The organism is Stenotrophomonas sp. LGBM10, assembly GCF_046736075.1.
Lineage (GTDB): Bacteria > Pseudomonadota > Gammaproteobacteria > Xanthomonadales > Xanthomonadaceae > Stenotrophomonas.
In genome coordinates this window covers 2,784,753-2,800,351 of record NZ_CP177163.1, presented here as the reverse complement: position 1 = coordinate 2,800,351, position 15,599 = coordinate 2,784,753, and the positions used below count along the sequence as shown (strand labels likewise).

General features: G+C 59.5%; 19 protein-coding genes. 4 read left to right on the top strand and 15 right to left on the bottom strand.

Annotation, left to right across the window (positions count from 1 at the left end; translation table 11 throughout):
• Positions 1-37: 37 nt before the first annotated feature.
• Positions 38-511, top strand: coding sequence for a hypothetical protein (locus ACLB90_RS11980; protein ID WP_411849707.1), 474 nt, complete (start codon positions 38-40; stop codon positions 509-511).
• A gap of 48 nt (positions 512-559) precedes the next feature.
• Here ACLB90_RS11980 and ACLB90_RS11975 read toward each other — a convergent pair whose 3' ends face one another.
• Positions 560-1,702 carry a YncE family protein gene (locus ACLB90_RS11975; protein WP_411849706.1) on the bottom strand — a complete coding sequence of 381 codons (1,143 nt, stop codon included), beginning with the start codon at positions 1,700-1,702 and terminating at the stop codon, positions 560-562.
• Positions 1,703-2,015: 313 nt separating this feature from the next.
• On the opposite strand from ACLB90_RS11975, the gene ACLB90_RS11970 reads away from it, so the two are divergent.
• Positions 2,016-2,693 (top strand): hypothetical protein, encoded by a 678-nt coding sequence (locus tag ACLB90_RS11970; protein ID WP_411849705.1) that lies wholly within the window; start codon positions 2,016-2,018, stop codon positions 2,691-2,693.
• Positions 2,694-2,773: 80 nt separating this feature from the next.
• On the opposite strand, the gene ACLB90_RS11965 is transcribed toward ACLB90_RS11970, so the two are convergent.
• The 13 genes from ACLB90_RS11965 to ACLB90_RS11905 all read right to left on the bottom strand — a co-directional run bounded on the left by ACLB90_RS11965 (position 2,774) and on the right by ACLB90_RS11905 (position 11,028).
• The gene (locus ACLB90_RS11965) at positions 2,774-3,505 is read right to left on the bottom strand and encodes a hypothetical protein (RefSeq protein ID WP_411849704.1); all 732 of its coding nucleotides are present in this window, start codon (positions 3,503-3,505) and stop codon (positions 2,774-2,776) included.
• Between the two features lie 13 nt (positions 3,506-3,518).
• The gene (locus ACLB90_RS11960; RefSeq protein ID WP_411849703.1) at positions 3,519-4,250 is read right to left on the bottom strand and encodes a hypothetical protein; all 732 of its coding nucleotides are present in this window, start codon (positions 4,248-4,250) and stop codon (positions 3,519-3,521) included.
• A gap of 75 nt (positions 4,251-4,325) precedes the next feature.
• Entirely contained in the window at positions 4,326-5,060 is a 735-nt protein-coding gene (locus ACLB90_RS11955) for a hypothetical protein (protein WP_411849702.1), read from the bottom strand.
• A 52-nt stretch (positions 5,061-5,112) separates the two neighbouring features.
• A complete protein-coding gene (locus ACLB90_RS11950; RefSeq protein WP_411849701.1) occupies positions 5,113-5,847 on the bottom strand; it encodes a hypothetical protein in 735 nt (244 codons plus the stop codon).
• Complete coding sequence (locus ACLB90_RS11945) at positions 5,844-6,401, bottom strand: hypothetical protein (protein ID WP_411849700.1); 558 nt, start codon at positions 6,399-6,401, stop codon at positions 5,844-5,846. The genes ACLB90_RS11950 and ACLB90_RS11945 overlap by 4 nt, the downstream gene beginning before the upstream one ends.
• Positions 6,402-6,574: 173 nt before the next feature.
• Positions 6,575-7,276: a Tox-REase-5 domain-containing protein gene (locus ACLB90_RS11940; protein WP_411849699.1), complete on the bottom strand. Its 702-nt coding sequence runs from the start codon at positions 7,274-7,276 to the stop codon at positions 6,575-6,577.
• Positions 7,276-7,641: a hypothetical protein gene (locus ACLB90_RS11935; RefSeq protein WP_411849698.1), complete on the bottom strand. Its 366-nt coding sequence runs from the start codon at positions 7,639-7,641 to the stop codon at positions 7,276-7,278. Before ACLB90_RS11935 ends, ACLB90_RS11940 begins: the two co-directional genes overlap by 1 nt.
• Positions 7,642-7,856: 215 nt before the next feature.
• Entirely contained in the window at positions 7,857-8,102 is a 246-nt protein-coding gene (locus ACLB90_RS11930; RefSeq protein ID WP_411849697.1) for a hypothetical protein, read from the bottom strand.
• 91 nt (positions 8,103-8,193) lie between these two features.
• Complete coding sequence (locus ACLB90_RS11925) at positions 8,194-8,898, bottom strand: hypothetical protein (protein WP_411849696.1); 705 nt, start codon at positions 8,896-8,898, stop codon at positions 8,194-8,196.
• Positions 8,899-8,927: 29 nt separating this feature from the next.
• Positions 8,928-9,629 (bottom strand): Tox-REase-5 domain-containing protein, encoded by a 702-nt coding sequence (locus tag ACLB90_RS11920; RefSeq protein ID WP_411849695.1) that lies wholly within the window; start codon positions 9,627-9,629, stop codon positions 8,928-8,930.
• Positions 9,629-9,994 carry a hypothetical protein gene (locus ACLB90_RS11915; protein ID WP_411849694.1) on the bottom strand — a complete coding sequence of 122 codons (366 nt, stop codon included), beginning with the start codon at positions 9,992-9,994 and terminating at the stop codon, positions 9,629-9,631. The genes ACLB90_RS11920 and ACLB90_RS11915 overlap by 1 nt, the downstream gene beginning before the upstream one ends.
• A gap of 205 nt (positions 9,995-10,199) precedes the next feature.
• Positions 10,200-10,529, bottom strand: coding sequence for a hypothetical protein (locus tag ACLB90_RS11910; protein WP_411849693.1), 330 nt, complete (start codon positions 10,527-10,529; stop codon positions 10,200-10,202).
• Positions 10,530-10,728: 199 nt separating this feature from the next.
• Complete coding sequence (locus ACLB90_RS11905) at positions 10,729-11,028, bottom strand: SymE family type I addiction module toxin (protein WP_411849692.1); 300 nt, start codon at positions 11,026-11,028, stop codon at positions 10,729-10,731.
• A 333-nt stretch (positions 11,029-11,361) separates the two neighbouring features.
• Here ACLB90_RS11905 and ACLB90_RS11900 point away from each other — a divergent pair, with 333 nt between their 5' ends.
• Positions 11,362-11,577, top strand: coding sequence for a hypothetical protein (locus tag ACLB90_RS11900; protein WP_411849691.1), 216 nt, complete (start codon positions 11,362-11,364; stop codon positions 11,575-11,577).
• Between the two features lie 101 nt (positions 11,578-11,678).
• Complete coding sequence (locus ACLB90_RS11895) at positions 11,679-12,443, top strand: HNH endonuclease (RefSeq protein WP_411849690.1); 765 nt, start codon at positions 11,679-11,681, stop codon at positions 12,441-12,443.
• A 74-nt stretch (positions 12,444-12,517) separates the two neighbouring features.
• Here ACLB90_RS11895 and ACLB90_RS11890 read toward each other — a convergent pair whose 3' ends face one another.
• The gene (locus ACLB90_RS11890; protein ID WP_411849689.1) at positions 12,518-15,541 is read right to left on the bottom strand and encodes a hypothetical protein; all 3,024 of its coding nucleotides are present in this window, start codon (positions 15,539-15,541) and stop codon (positions 12,518-12,520) included.
• Positions 15,542-15,599: the final 58 nt, after the last annotated feature.

Below are 15,599 nucleotides of genomic sequence, written 5' to 3'. Positions count from 1 at the left end.
AGAATCGGGCCGTCACCACGCGCCAGGGAAGGATCCGATGCTGTCTGTTCGACCGTGGCACCTTGCGTGCCTTGTCTTGTTGCCGGCACTGGCCGCGGCCGCTCCGCCGCGCGTGCCGCTGGCCTGCGCCGGCGACTTCGCCCGCAGCTGGGCCAGCACCGCCGCGCAACTCACCGATGGCGAGCAGGCCACCACACTGGTGGATGCGCTGTTGTGCCGCCCCGACAGCGAAGGCGCGCAGGCGTATCTGAGAGCGCATGCAGTGGCTGCCACGCCAACGGGCGCAGATGCCCCCGCACCCGCGGAAGACGCGGTGCCCCTGCCCACCCTGCAGGCCACGCACGCGGAGGCGATTGCCGCCCATCTCCGCCCTGCGGAGACGCCGGTCGCACCGGAAACCCGCGATGTCCACCTGGCCGTGCGCTCGGCGGGCTGTGCAGACAGCTACCAGCTGGTCTACACCGGCCGCAACGACTGGCGGCTGGCAGGCTACGTGAGCGCCTGCCATTGATGCTGGGGCGCGCAGTGATGCACTGCGCGTCCCATACCCGCCAAGGCGTCAGAGCGCGATACGCGCCACGCTTTCCCGGCTGCCCTCGGCATCCTTGTCGCCGTTCTTGATGGTTACGTACAGCACGTTCTTCTTCGCATCCAGCGCCAGGCTGTTCGGATGCGTCGGCACCGAGTACGTCTTCAGCAGCTTGTAGTTATCGCTGTTGTAGGCCGTCACCGTGCCCGCTTCGCGGTTGGTCACGTACAGGCGCTTGCGCTTGGCATCCAGCAGGATGCCGAGCGGGCCGGCATCGGTGGGGATGCTGGCCAGCTCCTTGCCGGTGGTGCGGTCCAGCACCAGCACGCGGTTGCCCGGGTGCTTGGAGGCGAAGCCGGAGCTGCTGGCCTGGTACTTGCGGATCATCTCCGAGCCCTGGTCGGTAACGAACAGGCGCTTGCCGGCGGGATCCAGCGCGATGTTCATCGGCTGCTCGGCACTGATCGGGAAGCGCTGCTCCACCATGCCGCTGTCGGTGCCCACCACCACCAGCTCGGCCAGCAGGTTGGAGGTGTACACGCGCTTGCCCTTGGCATCCAGCGCCAGGCCCGGTGCCTTGGCCTTGCCCAGGCCCGGAATGGTGTCGATTACCTTCAGCGACTGCGTATCCACCACGAACAGCACGCTGCCCTCGCCCGAGTGGCCGGTCACATACAGGCGGTTGGCCGGGCCATCCACCACCAGCTCGCGCAGGTCGTGGGTGTAGGCGGCCTTGCCATCCTTGCCCACCTTCTTCTCCATCAACTGCACAATGCCCAGCACCCTGTGCGTAGCCGTATCAAGCACGGTGACCGACGTATCCACGGTGTTGCCGAGGTAAAGGCGGTTGTTGGCGTCGTCCAGCACCATGCCGAACGGCTTGCGCTCCAGCGGGATCTGGGCCTCAAGCTCGAGGTTGGTGGGGTCCAGCAGCAGCAGCTGCGGCTGGCCGGCGGTATCGCCAAAGCCACCGGACGAGGCCACATACACGACATCCACCTTGGGGCTGTAGGCCAGTTCGTACAGGCCCTTGGCAAGGACGCTGCGCTGAATGGCGGCCTCGGTGCTGGCCGGCGTGGCGGCTTCGCCCACGGCGAAGGCAGAGGGAGCGCCCAGCGAAAGGCTGACGGCGAGGGCCAGGGTGGCCGAACGGAGAAGGGAACGAGGGGTCATGCGAGCGTCCTTGAATGGGCACGGGAGGGTGTCCTGGCTCGCTGGGCCGTTCTACAACGGCCGGCCCAGCATCTGTGTTGCATGGGCAGGCTGGCTGGAATGCTGGGGAATGGTAGCAGGGTGTGGGGATGGGTGGAGACCTGCGTTGCCGACGCCTTCGGTTTCGGGCACCCCGTTCGCGCGGATATGCCAACGATCACGCAATGGCGGTAGGAAAATTCCGGAATCCGCACACGTCCGACGCTCGTCACTGACCTCGCGCCTTGCAGCCTCAACCCTCACACCTCGACCCAACAACGTGAGGAGATCTGCAATGAAGGTGAAGGCATTGGCATGTGCATGTCTGGTTGCCCTGCAGGGGCACGCTTCAGCGGAGGAACATCCACTCAGCGGCGATCGAATCGAACAGGATCCCGGCGGAATCTCATACGTCGTCAGAAGCACCGAGTGGAGTGATTTCGATGGCGGCACGGTGCGGGTGGAGCAGCGGTTGAGCCCGGATGGATCCGGTCGCTTGATCTATCGCTACGACGAACAGACAGAGGCGACCAAGCTGTATCACCAGGCCTTCTGCGACTCGATGGACATGGTGCCCTCACTCGGCGAAGGGAGCGTGGATGGCCAGGGTGCCGGCTGGGGGTGCAGTAGCGCCGCCACTGATGCGCTTGGTACGTTCGGGCACCCGCCGGGAAGCGCAGACTGGGTCACCGCAACGGCACCCAATGGACGCGTGCCCGTGGGCGTCTCATATCATTCCAGCGGCCAGATGCGGATGGAAAGCTCCGTGGGGGGGAGGCGGCAGGCCACCATCGGCGTTGACAATGGACGATGCTCATTCACAGATATCAAGCACTACGGAGCCCCATTCCGCGAGAGCAGCGCCATTGCAGTGACCTGCATTGTGAACGATCCCCGTTTCGTGAGCACGTCAATGGACGTGTGTACTCCAACGCTGTGCGGGTCTGATAGAGGCACTCAGTTCGCTGAGTAGACCAGCGGTGCTGGATCACGACCGGGCGGTTGCAGTGCTTCACTGAGCCGCCCTGGCGGCTGGCTCGTCACGATCCACGGCTACGGACTGGAACCGATCACGGGAAGTAGACCAAGCTCAGCCAAGCTGATCTCCACCCGGTTCATCCGTTCCACCGAGTGGGCATTGAACAGGTCTGCATCTTCTGCCGCCATGATCAGCGTTCCGCGCCCATGACGCTCCACACGGGCCGCGTCAGGAATCTGGGATTCATCGACAGGTTGATCCACATAGCCCATCCATCCAAGGAAGTCGCGGTGTGGATAGACTGAGCAATCAATGCTGTAGGTGACGAGCCTGCCAGCGATCAGCGCCTGTACGTTCGTTCTTGCATAGGTCACACGCGGATCTGAAGAGAGGGCTTTCAGAATAGACCACACCATTTGACCTGGCGGCTGATACACCGCTTCTATACGGTAGATCGCCAACGTTACGTCACCGGATGCGGGCTGTACTACAAGCGCCACCTTCCCACGTTCCTTCCAGAGCTGCTCCGTTCGCCCGTTGGTGAGGACCAGCCCTGTACTCCCAAGAGCATGAGCACCTGGAAACTCTCGGTGGAATTCTTCATCTGCCTTGTGGATTGACGAGACCGTCGCAGTGGCATCCCGAAAGCCGACATGATGATCTTTAGGCCCGCCGGGCAGCACCCACCACTCTTCGAAATGCGGGTGCACTGAGGACAGTCGGTCGATCCATCCAGCTGCCTCGCGGTACGCCCCTTCTGCATCGAGGTGCATCACGGGAATGCTAGAGGTGAGAGTGATGTTCATACATGGAATCGCGCTAGAGACTCGGACTGATCACAGGAAGAAGGCCAAGCTCAGCGAGGCTGATCTCAACCCGGTTCATCTGCTCCACCAAGCGGGCGTTGAACAGGTCTGCATCTTCTGTCGCCATGATCATCGTTCCCCGGCCATGTCGTTCCACACGTGACGCGTCAGGAACCCGGGATTCATCGACTGGCTGATCCACATAACCCATCCAGCCCAGGAATTCTCTGTGCGGGAAGACGCTACAGTGAAGGCTGTAGAGCCTTCGTTCTCTACCAACGGTCTGCATGATGTTGGTTTGAGCGAGCGTGATCTGCGCATCTTCGGCCAGTGCTTTAAGCGATGACCAGACCAACTCCGCAGGCGTCGCGTGAGCCGCATCGAGATTACCGATATCCAGTCGGATCTCGCCCGGACCAGGGTTGATGGCTATGGAGACACTTCCTTTCGTCGCCCATCCCTCCTCGTCCGCAGCGTTCGCAAGCAGAATCCCATTACTTGCGGACAATGAAATCCCCGGATACTTCGCTTGGAAATCCTGCCTCTGCTGCTCGATCAGCTTGATCATGCTTTCGCGATCTTCAAATGCAATGAGTGAACTTCCTGCATGGGTCGGCACTGACCACCATTTCCCGAATACGCCGTGAATAGATGAGAGACGGCTCAGGACATCTTCGGCACGACCGTATAGATATTCAGCATCCAGATCTTCCGAACTCATCTTGCATCGAACAGTTGCTTTCATGATCTATCTCAGGGACGCGCGTGTGGCGGGGTTATCCAACGGAGACGGCAACCTGTGCACGGCAGGCAATGAGCACTACATAAGACTCGAATCAATCACGGGTAGTAGACCCAGATCAACAAGGCCAATCTCAGTTCTATTTGCCTGCTCGACCGCTGCGTGATCACCGAGATCCAGAACGTCGGCTGCAAGAATTAGCGTCCCGCGACCCTGCCGTTCCAGGCGCGCCGCATGAGGCAGTTGGTCGGCCGATAGTGGCGCATGCACGTACCCCATCCACCCCAGATATTCCCGGTGATGGAACACACGTCGGTCGCCGCTGTACGTCATGACGCTACCTGCCACCTGTTGCAGGACATTCGTCTGCGCAAAGGTTACACGTGAATCGGACGTCAGGCCTTGGAGCAGCTTCCAGATGAGCGTCGTCGGCGATGGATAGATTTCCTCGATGCGACCGAGCCTAAGCCTCAGGATGCCGCTGCCTGGGTGAATCGCAAGGGAGACTTTTCCACGCTTTGCCCACTCAGCCTCCGTGGCAGCATTGGTCAGATGGATACCGACACTTCCTTCACCAGCAGACCCAGGAAACTCCTGATCCAGTTGGGTGTTTGCCTTCTGAATGTGAGCGACCACATGCCCCCGTTGAGACAATGGGATGGCGTCATCTCGTGGACCTCGCGGAACCGTCCACCATGTCTCAAAGTCCAGATGTGTGTTGGCGATGCGCGCCCCCCACTCGGACGCATCCTCCCACGCTTGCGCTGCGGCGAGATCGTTGGGTGGGGAGTAACAGGCCAACGTGATGTTCATGGGTGCAGAAACGATGAGACAGCATCGCGGCGAGTGATGAACCCTAACGAGTTCATGTCAACCGTGGATCAGTCACTGGAAGGAGCCCAAGCTCTGAAAGCCGTATCTCGACACGGTTTACCTGCTCCACGGCCGCAGAACTGGACAGGTCCAGCACGTCAGTTGCAAGGATAAGCGTGCCCTCGCCATGCCGCTCCACCCGCGAGGCTTCTGGCAGCTGCACTGGCGATAGAGCTTGGTTTACGTACCCCATCCAGCCGAGGAACTCTCGATGCGGATACACACCGCGATCATTGCTGTATATCAGCAACTTCCCACCGACGCGCTCGTGAACATCCGTTTTCGCATAAGTCACCCGCGGATCCGATGAAAGCGCCTCCAACAGTGACCAGACCACTTTGCCCACCGGAGCGAATACTCGCTCGGCTTCGTACATAGAGAACGTAACCTCCCCCATTGCCGGCTGAACGGACAGGGTGATTCTCCCCCGCTCCCGCCACTGCGTCTCGCTGTTGGCGTTGGTGAGCATAAGGCCTGCGCTTCCTCTATTTGCAAGCGTCGGAAATGCCGCGCGATGCTTTGCACTCATCGCCTTGATAGAGGAAATGATTGCGTTCAGGTCATGGAATTCGATGAAGGGAACGTTAGGTGCGTCCGGAAACTTCCACCAGCTCCTTAGATCCGGATGCACCAAAGAGAGTCGCGAGATGCAACTTTCCGCCTGTTCGTACACCTGAACGGGGGTGAGGCTCACGCTCGGCGTCGCGCACGTGAGCGTAATGTTCATAGCAGCCGTGAATCCGTAACAGGCAACAGCCCAAGTTCGGCCAGACGTATCTCCACGCGATTGGCCTGCTCTACGGCGCTTGCGTCGAACAAGTCGAGGTTCTCTGTTGCCATGATCAGCGTGCCCTCACCAGCATGTTCCATGCGGGCGGCCTCTGGAATCTGGTCGGCGGTGAGCCGCCGACTCACATAGCCCATCCAGCCCAGGAACTCTCTGTGCGGAAAGGCGCTGCAGTGGAGGCTGTACAGCTTTCTCTCTCTGCCCCAGCCCTGCTGGACATTCGTGTTCACAAAGTTGACCCTCGAATCGCGCGCTAGTGCACGTAGTGAGGCCCATACCAGTTCAGTCGGCGAGGGAAAGACCTCTTCAATACGACAGATCTCCAGCCGCACCTTTCCGGGTCCCGGATTGATGGCAAGAGAGACCCTTCCGCGCGCCAACCACTCTGCCTCGCTCGTGACGTTGGTGAGCAGGACACCACTGTTGAGTAGAGGCGACGCGTTGGGATACAGGTGCTGGAACGAGTCCTTGTTTGCCTGGATCAAGGCTGTCATCCCTACCCTATCGTCAAATGCAATTCTTGCATCGGAGGGCTTGCTCAACATTGACCACCATTTGAGGAACGCAGGATGGGCAGATGCCAAGCGCCTTATTGTTTCGGCCGCCCGATCATATGTCTCAGATGCAGTAAGCAGCTCTGGGGCCACCTTGCTCGTCAGTGATATGTTCATAGAAGTTCACCCTGCATGTATGGGGTCAGCCGTGCGTGTTCAGGCGGAATTCCGAGTTGAAGGGCAACCTCGTAGCAGATGGCCTGCATAAAATGCCACTCGAGACTGCCCTGTGGATGCGCACCTGCTACAGCGGCATTCTGCGCTTCGAACTGAACTAGCCATGCCTCGATTTCGGGTCGCATAAACTCCTTCTTGTACGCCCCATCCGCGTTGAATACGTGTCCGTAGTTCGCCTTGGTCTCGATGACAGTGCACTTTTTGCGCCAGAACCCGTCAAACGCGACCCCACCGAACATCCACTCCAACGTCGTGTACTTCCCACCCGTTCCAAAGAAGTCCTTCAGCATCGAGAGCTCGATATTGACGATGCTGTTCGAGTTGTCCCCAGCCCTCACATAGCCAAACCGCTCCGGCCCCGCGTACAGGTTCGCGACGTAGAGCTGGTAGTCGTAGTTGATGCGATTGCTCTTGGCGATGTAGCGCGGGGTGGGCGGCGGCCCGATCCGTCCGTTGATCAGCAGGCACTGGTCGCAGTCGGCGTCATCGGACACTTCCGAGCAATCCGCCTCGCGCGCTCGGGTGCCCGGCCGATCCTTCACTGCCTCCTTGGCGCCCATCGCTGCCGCCGCTGCTGCAGCCGCCTTGCCGAGCAGCTCAAGCACCTTTCCCACGGCGGGTGCGGGAGTGGCCGCCATTACGCACCGCTCCGGGGCGTGGGCCAGCGATGCGACGCGGCCAGGGCAGCCAACAGATCGGCGGCAGCCAGATTGGGGTCGCCTGCATGGCGTACGGCCAGGTCCACCGTCATGTCGCGGTGTAGCGCGCCCCCGCTGCCGACGTCGGTCTTCGTCCACCGCACCAGCACGGGCAGGCGGGTGATGCCCAGCTCGTAGGCGGCGTAGGTGTAGCAGCGCTCGGTTTCAGCAGCCAATGCGCGGTTGTCCAGGCCGATCACCCGCTCCGGCATGTCGCGGCGGATTTCATCTGCCAGTCTGGGCAGGAACGTTACGGGGTATGGCAGGCGCAGCCGCGCTGCCTGTCGTGCATCCAGCGTCAGCATGAGGTCTCCTCCGTGAGGCTGAAAGGCTAGCAGTGGCTCGGAGCGCGTCTGTTGATGTAGCTCACAGAGCCGGCTTGCGTGGGTTCACGGTTCGAGTGCGACGCACAGATTCCTAGGCGCCACATTGCCGGAGCACGGGTGAGCCCGCAGGTTGCACGGGCTCACCGTCGCCCCGCTTGTCTGGATGGTTGGGGAGTAACAGGCCAACGTGATATTCATGGGTGCAGAAGCGATGAGACAGCATCGCGGCGAGTGATGAACCCTACCGAGTTCATGTCAACCGTGGATGCCCGATCATCAAATGCGATGCGCGTGTCGGTGGGCTTGGCAAGCATTGTCCACCAGTGCTGGAAGCCAACATGAGCAGCCGCCAGGCGTGCGATCAAGCCAGCCGAGTAGTCGTACGTCTCAGCCGCGGTCAGTACGCGCGGCAATATCTTGCGGGAGATGGAGGTGTTCATATGGCCTAGCTCATTTGGATGTAGATCGTCTGGATAGCCGCGTCAGCGGAAACGGCGCTTCAAACGCGGGCGTGCCAACGACAACACCACATCACCCTCCAAGGCCAGCTCCTCTCACTGCCAAGAGGCCTAGCTCGGCCATTGCGATCTCGACCCGATTGACCTGCTCAACTGAGTGCGCGTCGAAGAGGTCCATAGACTCCGTAGCTAGAATCAGTGTTCCTGGGCCATGACGCTCCACACGGGCCGCATCGGGAATCTGCTGGGTACTGACGGGCCGGTCTACGTACCCCATCCAGCCCATGAAATCGCGATGCTGAAACACCGCCAGTTGGCTGCTGTAGTGTCGCCTCTCTCTCCCTCTTGCCTGCTGGACATTGGTCTGCGCAAAGGTCGCCTGCGGTCTGGACGTGAGCACCTTGAGCAGCCCCCACATTACGTCGCACGGGGAGTCGTAGATCTGCTCTATTTGATTTATTTCCAACCGTAACTCCCCCACCCCAGCTCTGATCGACAGCGCAAGACATCCTCGCTCGCGCCACTTCGCTTCGCCCGGCGCGTTCGTCAGCAGAATGCTATGGTTTGCAGGGGAACTCGTGCCTGGATACTGCTTGTCGAAATAGGCACTTCTGGCTTCGATGCGCGTGATGATCTGCTCTCGGTCGGACATAGGGATCTCCGGCTCATGAGCGGAGGATGGCATCAGCCACCATTGTTCGAAGTGTGGATGAATGGTGGCGAGGCTTCCGACCCAACTCAGCCCATCCTCGTAGACCTGAAATGGGCTCATCGTCACGGGTACACTTCTGCATGCGAGAGTTACTTTCATAGGATGTCCCTTATTCCGTACGGGGTGAGCTTGGCGTTCTCAGGTGGAATTCCCAGGCCCAGCGCGACCTCGTAGCAAACGTGCTGCATGAAGTGCCATTCGAGCCTGCCGTACGGCTTTGCTTGTTCAACTACGGCCGCCTGTCTCGCGAAGACATCCCGCCACCCCTCAATCTCGAATCTCATGAACTCCTTCTTGTAGTTGCCGTTCTCATCGAAGACATGGGCATAGTTCGCCTTGCTCTCCACAACTGTGCACTTGCTGCGCCAGAACCCATCAAACGCAATCCCACCAAACATCCACTCCAACGTCGTGTACTTCCCACCCGTCCCAAAGAAGTCCTTCAGCATCGAGAGCTCGATATTGACGATGCTGTTCGAGTTGTCCCCGGCTCTCACGTAGCCAAACCGCTCTGGCCCCGCGTACAGGTTCGCGACGTAGAGCTGGTAGTCGTAGTTGATGCGATTGCTCTTGGCGATGTAGCGCGGGGTGGGCGGCGGCCCGATCCGTCCGTTGATCAGCAGGCACTGGTCGCAGTCGGCGTCATCGGACACTTCCGAGCAATCCGCCTCGCGCGCTCGGGTGCCCGGCCGATCCTTCACTGCCTCCTTGGCGCCCATCGCTGCCGCCGCTGCTGCAGCCGCCTTGCCGAGCAGCTCAAGCACCTTTCCCACGGCGGGTGCGGGAGTGGCCGCCATTACGCACCGCTCCGGGGCGTGGGCCAGCGATGCGACGCGGCCAGGGCAGCCAACAGATCGGCGGCAGCCAGATTGGGGTCGCCTGCATGGCGTACGGCCAGGTCCACCGTCATGTCGCGGTGTAGCGCGCCCCCGCTGCCGACGTCGGTCTTCGTCCACCGCACCAGCACGGGCAGGCGGGTGATGCCCAGCTCGTAGGCGGCGTAGGTGTAGCAGCGCTCGGTTTCAGCAGCCAATGCGCGGTTGTCCAGGCCGATCACCCGCTCCGGCATGTCGCGGCGGATTTCATCTGCCAGTCTGGGCAGGAACGTTACGGGGTATGGCAGGCGCAGCAGCGCTGCCTGTCGTGCATCCAGCGTCAGCATGAGGTCTCCTCCGTGAGGCTGAAAGGCTAGCAGTGGCTCGGAGCGCGTCTGTTGATGTAGCTCACAGAGCCGGCTTGCGTGGGTTCACGGTTCGGGCACGGCGCAAAGATTCCTAGGCGCCTCATTGCGGTAGACCGGGTGAACCCGCAGCTTGCACGGGCTCACCGTCGCCCCGCTTGTCTGGATGGTTGCGGGCACGCGCGCATCATCGGGTGCCAAACGGACACGCGCTCCACCCGTGCTGGCGGTGAGCCAACGCTTCCAGGTCCCGGTCGCCGCTGTCCAGGTTCGGCGGTGGCTCGGGCATGCCGGTGGCTGCGGCCTCATCGCAAGCTGCCGCCCCGCCTGCGCGCTCGGCCGGTTCAGCGCTTCCGGATTCGCCGGTAGTGCCCTGGCCCGCTTGCCGCGCCACATACTCGCTCATCAAGCATTGGAGCACCTGTGCAGCAGGGCGCCGTTCGCGCGCCGCTGCCTGCTGGAAGCGGGCACGCAGGCCAGCGTCCATCTCTAGCTGCATGAAGACGCTCTCGTTCATGAGTTCCTCCCACTGCTGGTTAGTGAAGTTGAAGGCACGCGCGTGCCGCACCAGAGGCGCAGAGACGTATTGGTTTGTGCCTGTTCCAGCGCGACGCTGCCGGGCCGTGGTACTCCGTGCCGCCATAAGGCTGTGTGGCGTGCGCGCCACCCCGGCTGGTGGCCGTGCCGATGCCCTTCGCGAAGGTGGGCGATGCCGCTCAGCGGGCTTGCCGCTGCAGCTTCCTGGGGATCTTTGGGGGAACCACCACGGGCCGCTCCACCACCGTGAGGATGATGCTGCCGGGGGTGGTCTCCACGCTCAGGCGGGCACCGATGTCGAAGCCGAGGCTGTCCAGCCAGCGGCCGCGCAACCGGATGTAAGGCACGAGCTCGTTGGTGCCGTGTTCCTCGCGGATGGGATACAGCAACGACCCCACACGGTTGAAGCGCGCGGGCCGGGTGTAGGGCTTGCGCTTGGGGGGCTCGAAGAAGGGTGATGCTATGAATGACGTCAGCATGTTGGACCTCCGGCATGGCGTGCCCTCGCCGGGATGGCGAGGGTGTCGGGAGGTTAGAAACCGTCTAGCAGCAACCGGCGGGCGTATTTCCACAGGGGGTGTTGTATTAGCCACCCTCCCGACGTGGGACGTCCAACATCTTGCTGCTAGAGGAGTTTCTACGCTCCGGTGTGCACCATGCGGGTTGGTGCGGATGTTGGGAAATCGCTTGTTTCTGTTGGTTCGGCAGGGTTCGGTTGGCGCCATCTACGGGTTGGCGCAATCGGCTCTGTTCAGTCGCAGCCTTTGTGACGGGGTAAGCGCATCCTGCCTCGCCTATCGGGAGGACTGCGAATGAACAGAATTGACTCGGAGTGGCTACAGGACTTCGACGAAGCCATGCTGGGCTTCTTTGCCATTGACCATGCCGATGCCGGGATGGATCAGTTCTTGCTGGAGTGCTACTCGGACTTGCCAGCTAGGGAGGCCGCGTTGGCGTTTGGGGAGCACTATGAGCTTTGCCGGGTAGATACGTTCTGGCCGCCCCAGGGACTCGCTCTGAGTAGTTAGCAGGCTGATTGCGCCACCCCACGCCACCTCCGGCATACTTAGAGACTATTGAATCTGCGATTCCAATAGGACTAAGGATGGCGAGTTTGAACGATTGGACTATGGATCAGTTGGTCGCTGCAGTGGGGGCATACCGGATGATGCAGGGAAGGACTGCGCAGGGCCATGCGGTGAACAAGGCTCAGGTCTATCGCGAGTTGGCGGTACAGCATGGGCGTACCCCGAAGGCATGGGAGTACCGGATGCAGAATATCTCGCATGTCCTCGAGCAGCTGGAGCAGCCCTGGCTCTCAGGTCTACGCCCAGCTGCGAATGTGGGTCCAGAGGTGACCGGCCAGTTGATCAAGCTGCTCCGGACAATGCCACTGCCTGACACTGCCAATGCCACTGTCACTACTGGGGAAACGCGCGCCCAGCTTCAAGAACAGAGACGGTACGCGGAGGAGTCGCTTGCATTCTCTCTCTCAGACGCGGAGGACCAGAGGCGCAAGGTTCTCGCGACTATCGTACGCCGCCAAGGTCAGGAATCATTCCGCGCTGCGCTGCTCCAGGCCTACTCCGGCAGGTGTGCGATGACCGGATGTGAGGTGGTCGATGTGCTCGAGGCGGCCCACGTATATCCCTATCAGGGGGCGGCAACGAACTCTCTGTCGAACGGGCTTTTGCTCCGTTCAGATGTTCACACCCTCTTCGACCTGTACCTCATCAGTGTGGAACCGGAGACAAAGATTGTTCAGGCGGCCCCTACTCTTCGTGACACGGAGTACGGACGGCTAGGGGGCTTAGAACTCGGAAAACCGATTGCACAACACCTGGCCGTGAGCGTTGAGCTCCTTGGATGGCACAGATCGCAGTGTGAGTGGTAGGTCTCGCCACTCATTTGTGGGGTAACGTGGGTGCAGCCCCCCGCCGGTGAACACCTACCGACGGCTCATTGCACCTACTTTTCATCTCCTTCCATTTTTGACCTAGAGCTCGCTCTCTTTGCTGAGGCCTTTCGCTCCCTAGATATCTCGAATCCGATCGGCAGTGGCTTCCAGTACTTCGGCGCCCCGTTTGGCACCTTGCCTCGGGCCTGATGAAACGCCTTGATGCTACTGATGTCGAGTGGCGCGATCACGAAGTAGTCGTCATCCCCGCCCCGCACCTGAACGACGTCACGGTTGTAGCTCTCCACAGCCGGAGCACGCACTCGGCTGTCACCATACTGCCTGCTATTGACCTGAACTACATATGCATGGAGGTCCTGCGCCGCAGCCTCGACTAGCGATGAGAATGAGTTGATATCTCTATTCCATTCAAGCGCGATCAGCGTATCGACGTGCCCTTGGAATGATCTTCTATTGTCGATATTCGTCAGGTCGCTGCAGATCAGAACACCGAAGAAGTGGGAACCATGCTTGTATATCGGCCTCGCCTTGGGCAAGTCGACAGAGCGTAGAGCGCGCCCAACACTATCAAGCGCCCTCCTCTCTTCGTGAGCGGGATGAATTTTCGGCTGGATGTACGTCAGGCTCGTGCTGTAACCTGGCCAACTAGTCTGCAGCGACACAATCGCATCGTTATAGTAGGCCCCAGTGGGAGCTTGGTTCTCAAGTCCGGCAAGAAATGAAACGCCATTCTTTGCGAGCTTGTTAGCTGCACTGAACGCCCACCTTCTGGGTACAGAGGCCTCAGGGAACACAACATAGTCCACGCGGGTATCATTTGAGAGTATCCCGTTTATAACCCTATTGAATCGCTTGTAGCGCTCCAACGTTCTGTTCGGACGCCCGATTAACGCAGAATCCCAGTCGCTTTGTTCCGTAAGATAGCTAACAATCGCAATTCGTACCGTGCTTGATGCTTTGTTGGGTACTGAGATAAGCACCTGCGAGGACCTGTCCTTGACGCTGACCATCGAAGGGGCACCTCGGCCTTTAGTTCTCGCGCCCCTGAGAGCAAACAAAGCGCTTCTAAGTAGGACCGAAGATTGGAGCAACCTTGGGGCAACAGTAGTAATCTCCTGTGCGGTCAAAGGTCGCGTCGCAAACGCCACACCGGGCCAGTAAATCTTTCGATAGTCCCGCTCCGCGAAGTCCGTAAATCGTCGGAGTCCGCCAAGTCTCAGCTCACGTTGGATTGCCAAATCAGCTGGAACGCGCGGCGATCTTGGACTCTTCGTACCAGGGTGATTGATCCATAGCTCTTTGTAAGGACGCCGCCCCATGTCCGCGAAGAGCAGCCTCTGCGATGCCTCTTTCAACGGCGTCTTGGATGGGTTCGGCGTACGGATCTCGCTAATCTTCTTGATCTTCCGCATCAACGCTATGTAAGAGGGACTGAACTTAAAGCCCTGAAGAGTCGACGACTGCAGCGACACCTGAAATAGATTGCGCGCGTAAAGCTGCACCATTCGATCCAGCTTGTTGGGATCGTAATCGACCGTTTCGCGCAACAGCCTGACTGTCGATCCAAACTTCTCCACGATCGAGGAGGCACGAGCCATGTCTCCACAGGCGACCGCGAGTCCGATCACTCTCACTATATAGTTGAAATAGTCGAAGATGCCCGCAGGAGTGACTACATACCTCTCAACGATTCCATAAAATATGTTTCTTGCCTTGCGCCAACTTGCAGGACTGAGATCGCGTGCGTGCGCTTCCACGTCACCGAGGAGCATGGCGAAGCCTAGCCGCCTGATTGAAACAGCGTCTGTTTTCCTCAGTGCGTCGGCCTCAAGGCTGGCATCCGATGAAGTCAGCAGAGCCCTAACAAGCATACCCTCGGTGCTTTCAGGAAGAATGGGAAGAAGGCGATATTCGCTCGATCTACGCCTGATTTGCTGCTCAATCTGGCCGACGAGGTCGAGTCCAAAGTTGCCGGAAACACGGAAAACCTTCTGCTTATCCTGGGAAAACTCCACTCGACTGTCCAGGAGATATGCCGGGGAATACCTCGTCACAGAGCTTTCCGAATCGAAACTCAGGCCGTCGCCGAACTTTTCACACATCCATGCGAAAAATTCGGTTGAAGACCCAATCCCCACAGGGGACTCCACAACAATGAAGATATCATCTACATATCGACCGTAGTACTCGGGGTTGAGCGTTTTCAGAATTTTCCTGTCAAATTCTGAAAGCGCCACATTCGCAATAACCTTGGAAGCAGACAAGCCGACCGGTAGCGCGCCTTCCGGTCTATCCGCGTAATCAGGCGTGGTTCTGTACCACTCATTCAAGCTATTGATGAAGACCCTTGTGAACTTGACCTGGTCGTCTGTCAATTGCAGATTGAGTGCCTTTAAGTACTCTGGTCGCAACAGGAACTCCGGGGAGACATTATGGTAATAGCGTCTCGCATCCATTGTCGCAGCGATTACGGTCTTCCCGGCGGCGGCCGCAGTTCGTATTGCAGCGAGCCCTTTCTCTCGCCAAGCCTGATAGGCGCTGAAGTAAGGGGAAAAGAGCCCAAGGGAGTCTCTATTGATACTTCCCTCCCCCATTGGATCTCGCCACGAGGAGTGTCGACGGAGACGATTCCCATAACTCAGGTGCTTATCGAGAGTCGCCTCGAAGATGTGGCCGACTTTGAGTATCCAGAGCGCACTGACAACCTGATAGTCCACCGATGCCGACATCACAAGTCGGAACTCTGCCTTGGGCTTTCTGGCGGCACCCTGGTAGCTACTCCGCCAGTCCTCACAGGGATCCAATGTGGAGAAGTGAAGCTGGCGTTCTAGGTTAGCGTCAGGCTTTGAGATGCTCTTAGGGGCGAATAGGTAGCCACCCATCTTGGAGGCATCTCGCCACCACGTGCCCGCGGTAAGCGCCTTGTGTAGCTTAACTAGATTACTATGAAGACGATCTTCGTAACGCGAGAAGGCAAGCGCGTCGAAGTGAATTGACTCGAAGAACGCATCTGACTTGGCCTTCTTATAAGCCAGATACAACTCAGACAGCTCAATGAACTCCATGTTACCCATCAGTCTCTCCCTGAGAAAAGAAAGGGCAGCCTAAGCTGCCCCTTCCTAAAGTCTATCT

Excerpts from the sequence above, each read along its gene's own strand:
- ACLB90_RS11975 (WP_411849706.1), bottom strand. The coding sequence starts at position 1,702 with ATGACCCCTCGTTCCCTTCTCCGTTCGGCCACCCTGGCCCTCGCCGTC.
- ACLB90_RS11980 (WP_411849707.1), top strand. The coding sequence starts at position 38 with ATGCTGTCTGTTCGACCGTGGCACCTTGCGTGCCTTGTCTTGTTGCCG.
- ACLB90_RS11945 (WP_411849700.1), bottom strand. The coding sequence starts at position 6,401 with ATGACAGCCTTGATCCAGGCAAACAAGGACTCGTTCCAGCACCTGTAT.
- ACLB90_RS11950 (WP_411849701.1), bottom strand. The coding sequence starts at position 5,847 with ATGAACATTACGCTCACGTGCGCGACGCCGAGCGTGAGCCTCACCCCC.
- ACLB90_RS11935 (WP_411849698.1), bottom strand. The coding sequence starts at position 7,641 with ATGCTGACGCTGGATGCACGACAGGCAGCGCGGCTGCGCCTGCCATAC.
- ACLB90_RS11900 (WP_411849691.1), top strand. The coding sequence starts at position 11,362 with ATGAACAGAATTGACTCGGAGTGGCTACAGGACTTCGACGAAGCCATG.
- ACLB90_RS11915 (WP_411849694.1), bottom strand. The coding sequence starts at position 9,994 with ATGCTGACGCTGGATGCACGACAGGCAGCGCTGCTGCGCCTGCCATAC.
- ACLB90_RS11940 (WP_411849699.1), bottom strand. The coding sequence starts at position 7,276 with ATGGCGGCCACTCCCGCACCCGCCGTGGGAAAGGTGCTTGAGCTGCTC.
- ACLB90_RS11960 (WP_411849703.1), bottom strand. The coding sequence starts at position 4,250 with ATGAAAGCAACTGTTCGATGCAAGATGAGTTCGGAAGATCTGGATGCT.
- ACLB90_RS11930 (WP_411849697.1), bottom strand. The coding sequence starts at position 8,102 with ATGAACACCTCCATCTCCCGCAAGATATTGCCGCGCGTACTGACCGCG.
- ACLB90_RS11905 (WP_411849692.1), bottom strand. The coding sequence starts at position 11,028 with ATGCTGACGTCATTCATAGCATCACCCTTCTTCGAGCCCCCCAAGCGC.
- ACLB90_RS11890 (WP_411849689.1), bottom strand. The coding sequence starts at position 15,541 with ATGGGTAACATGGAGTTCATTGAGCTGTCTGAGTTGTATCTGGCTTAT.
- ACLB90_RS11955 (WP_411849702.1), bottom strand. The coding sequence starts at position 5,060 with ATGAACATCACGTTGGCCTGTTACTCCCCACCCAACGATCTCGCCGCA.
- ACLB90_RS11970 (WP_411849705.1), top strand. The coding sequence starts at position 2,016 with ATGAAGGTGAAGGCATTGGCATGTGCATGTCTGGTTGCCCTGCAGGGG.
- ACLB90_RS11965 (WP_411849704.1), bottom strand. The coding sequence starts at position 3,505 with ATGAACATCACTCTCACCTCTAGCATTCCCGTGATGCACCTCGATGCA.
- ACLB90_RS11910 (WP_411849693.1), bottom strand. The coding sequence starts at position 10,529 with ATGAACGAGAGCGTCTTCATGCAGCTAGAGATGGACGCTGGCCTGCGT.
- ACLB90_RS11920 (WP_411849695.1), bottom strand. The coding sequence starts at position 9,629 with ATGGCGGCCACTCCCGCACCCGCCGTGGGAAAGGTGCTTGAGCTGCTC.
- ACLB90_RS11895 (WP_411849690.1), top strand. The coding sequence starts at position 11,679 with ATGGATCAGTTGGTCGCTGCAGTGGGGGCATACCGGATGATGCAGGGA.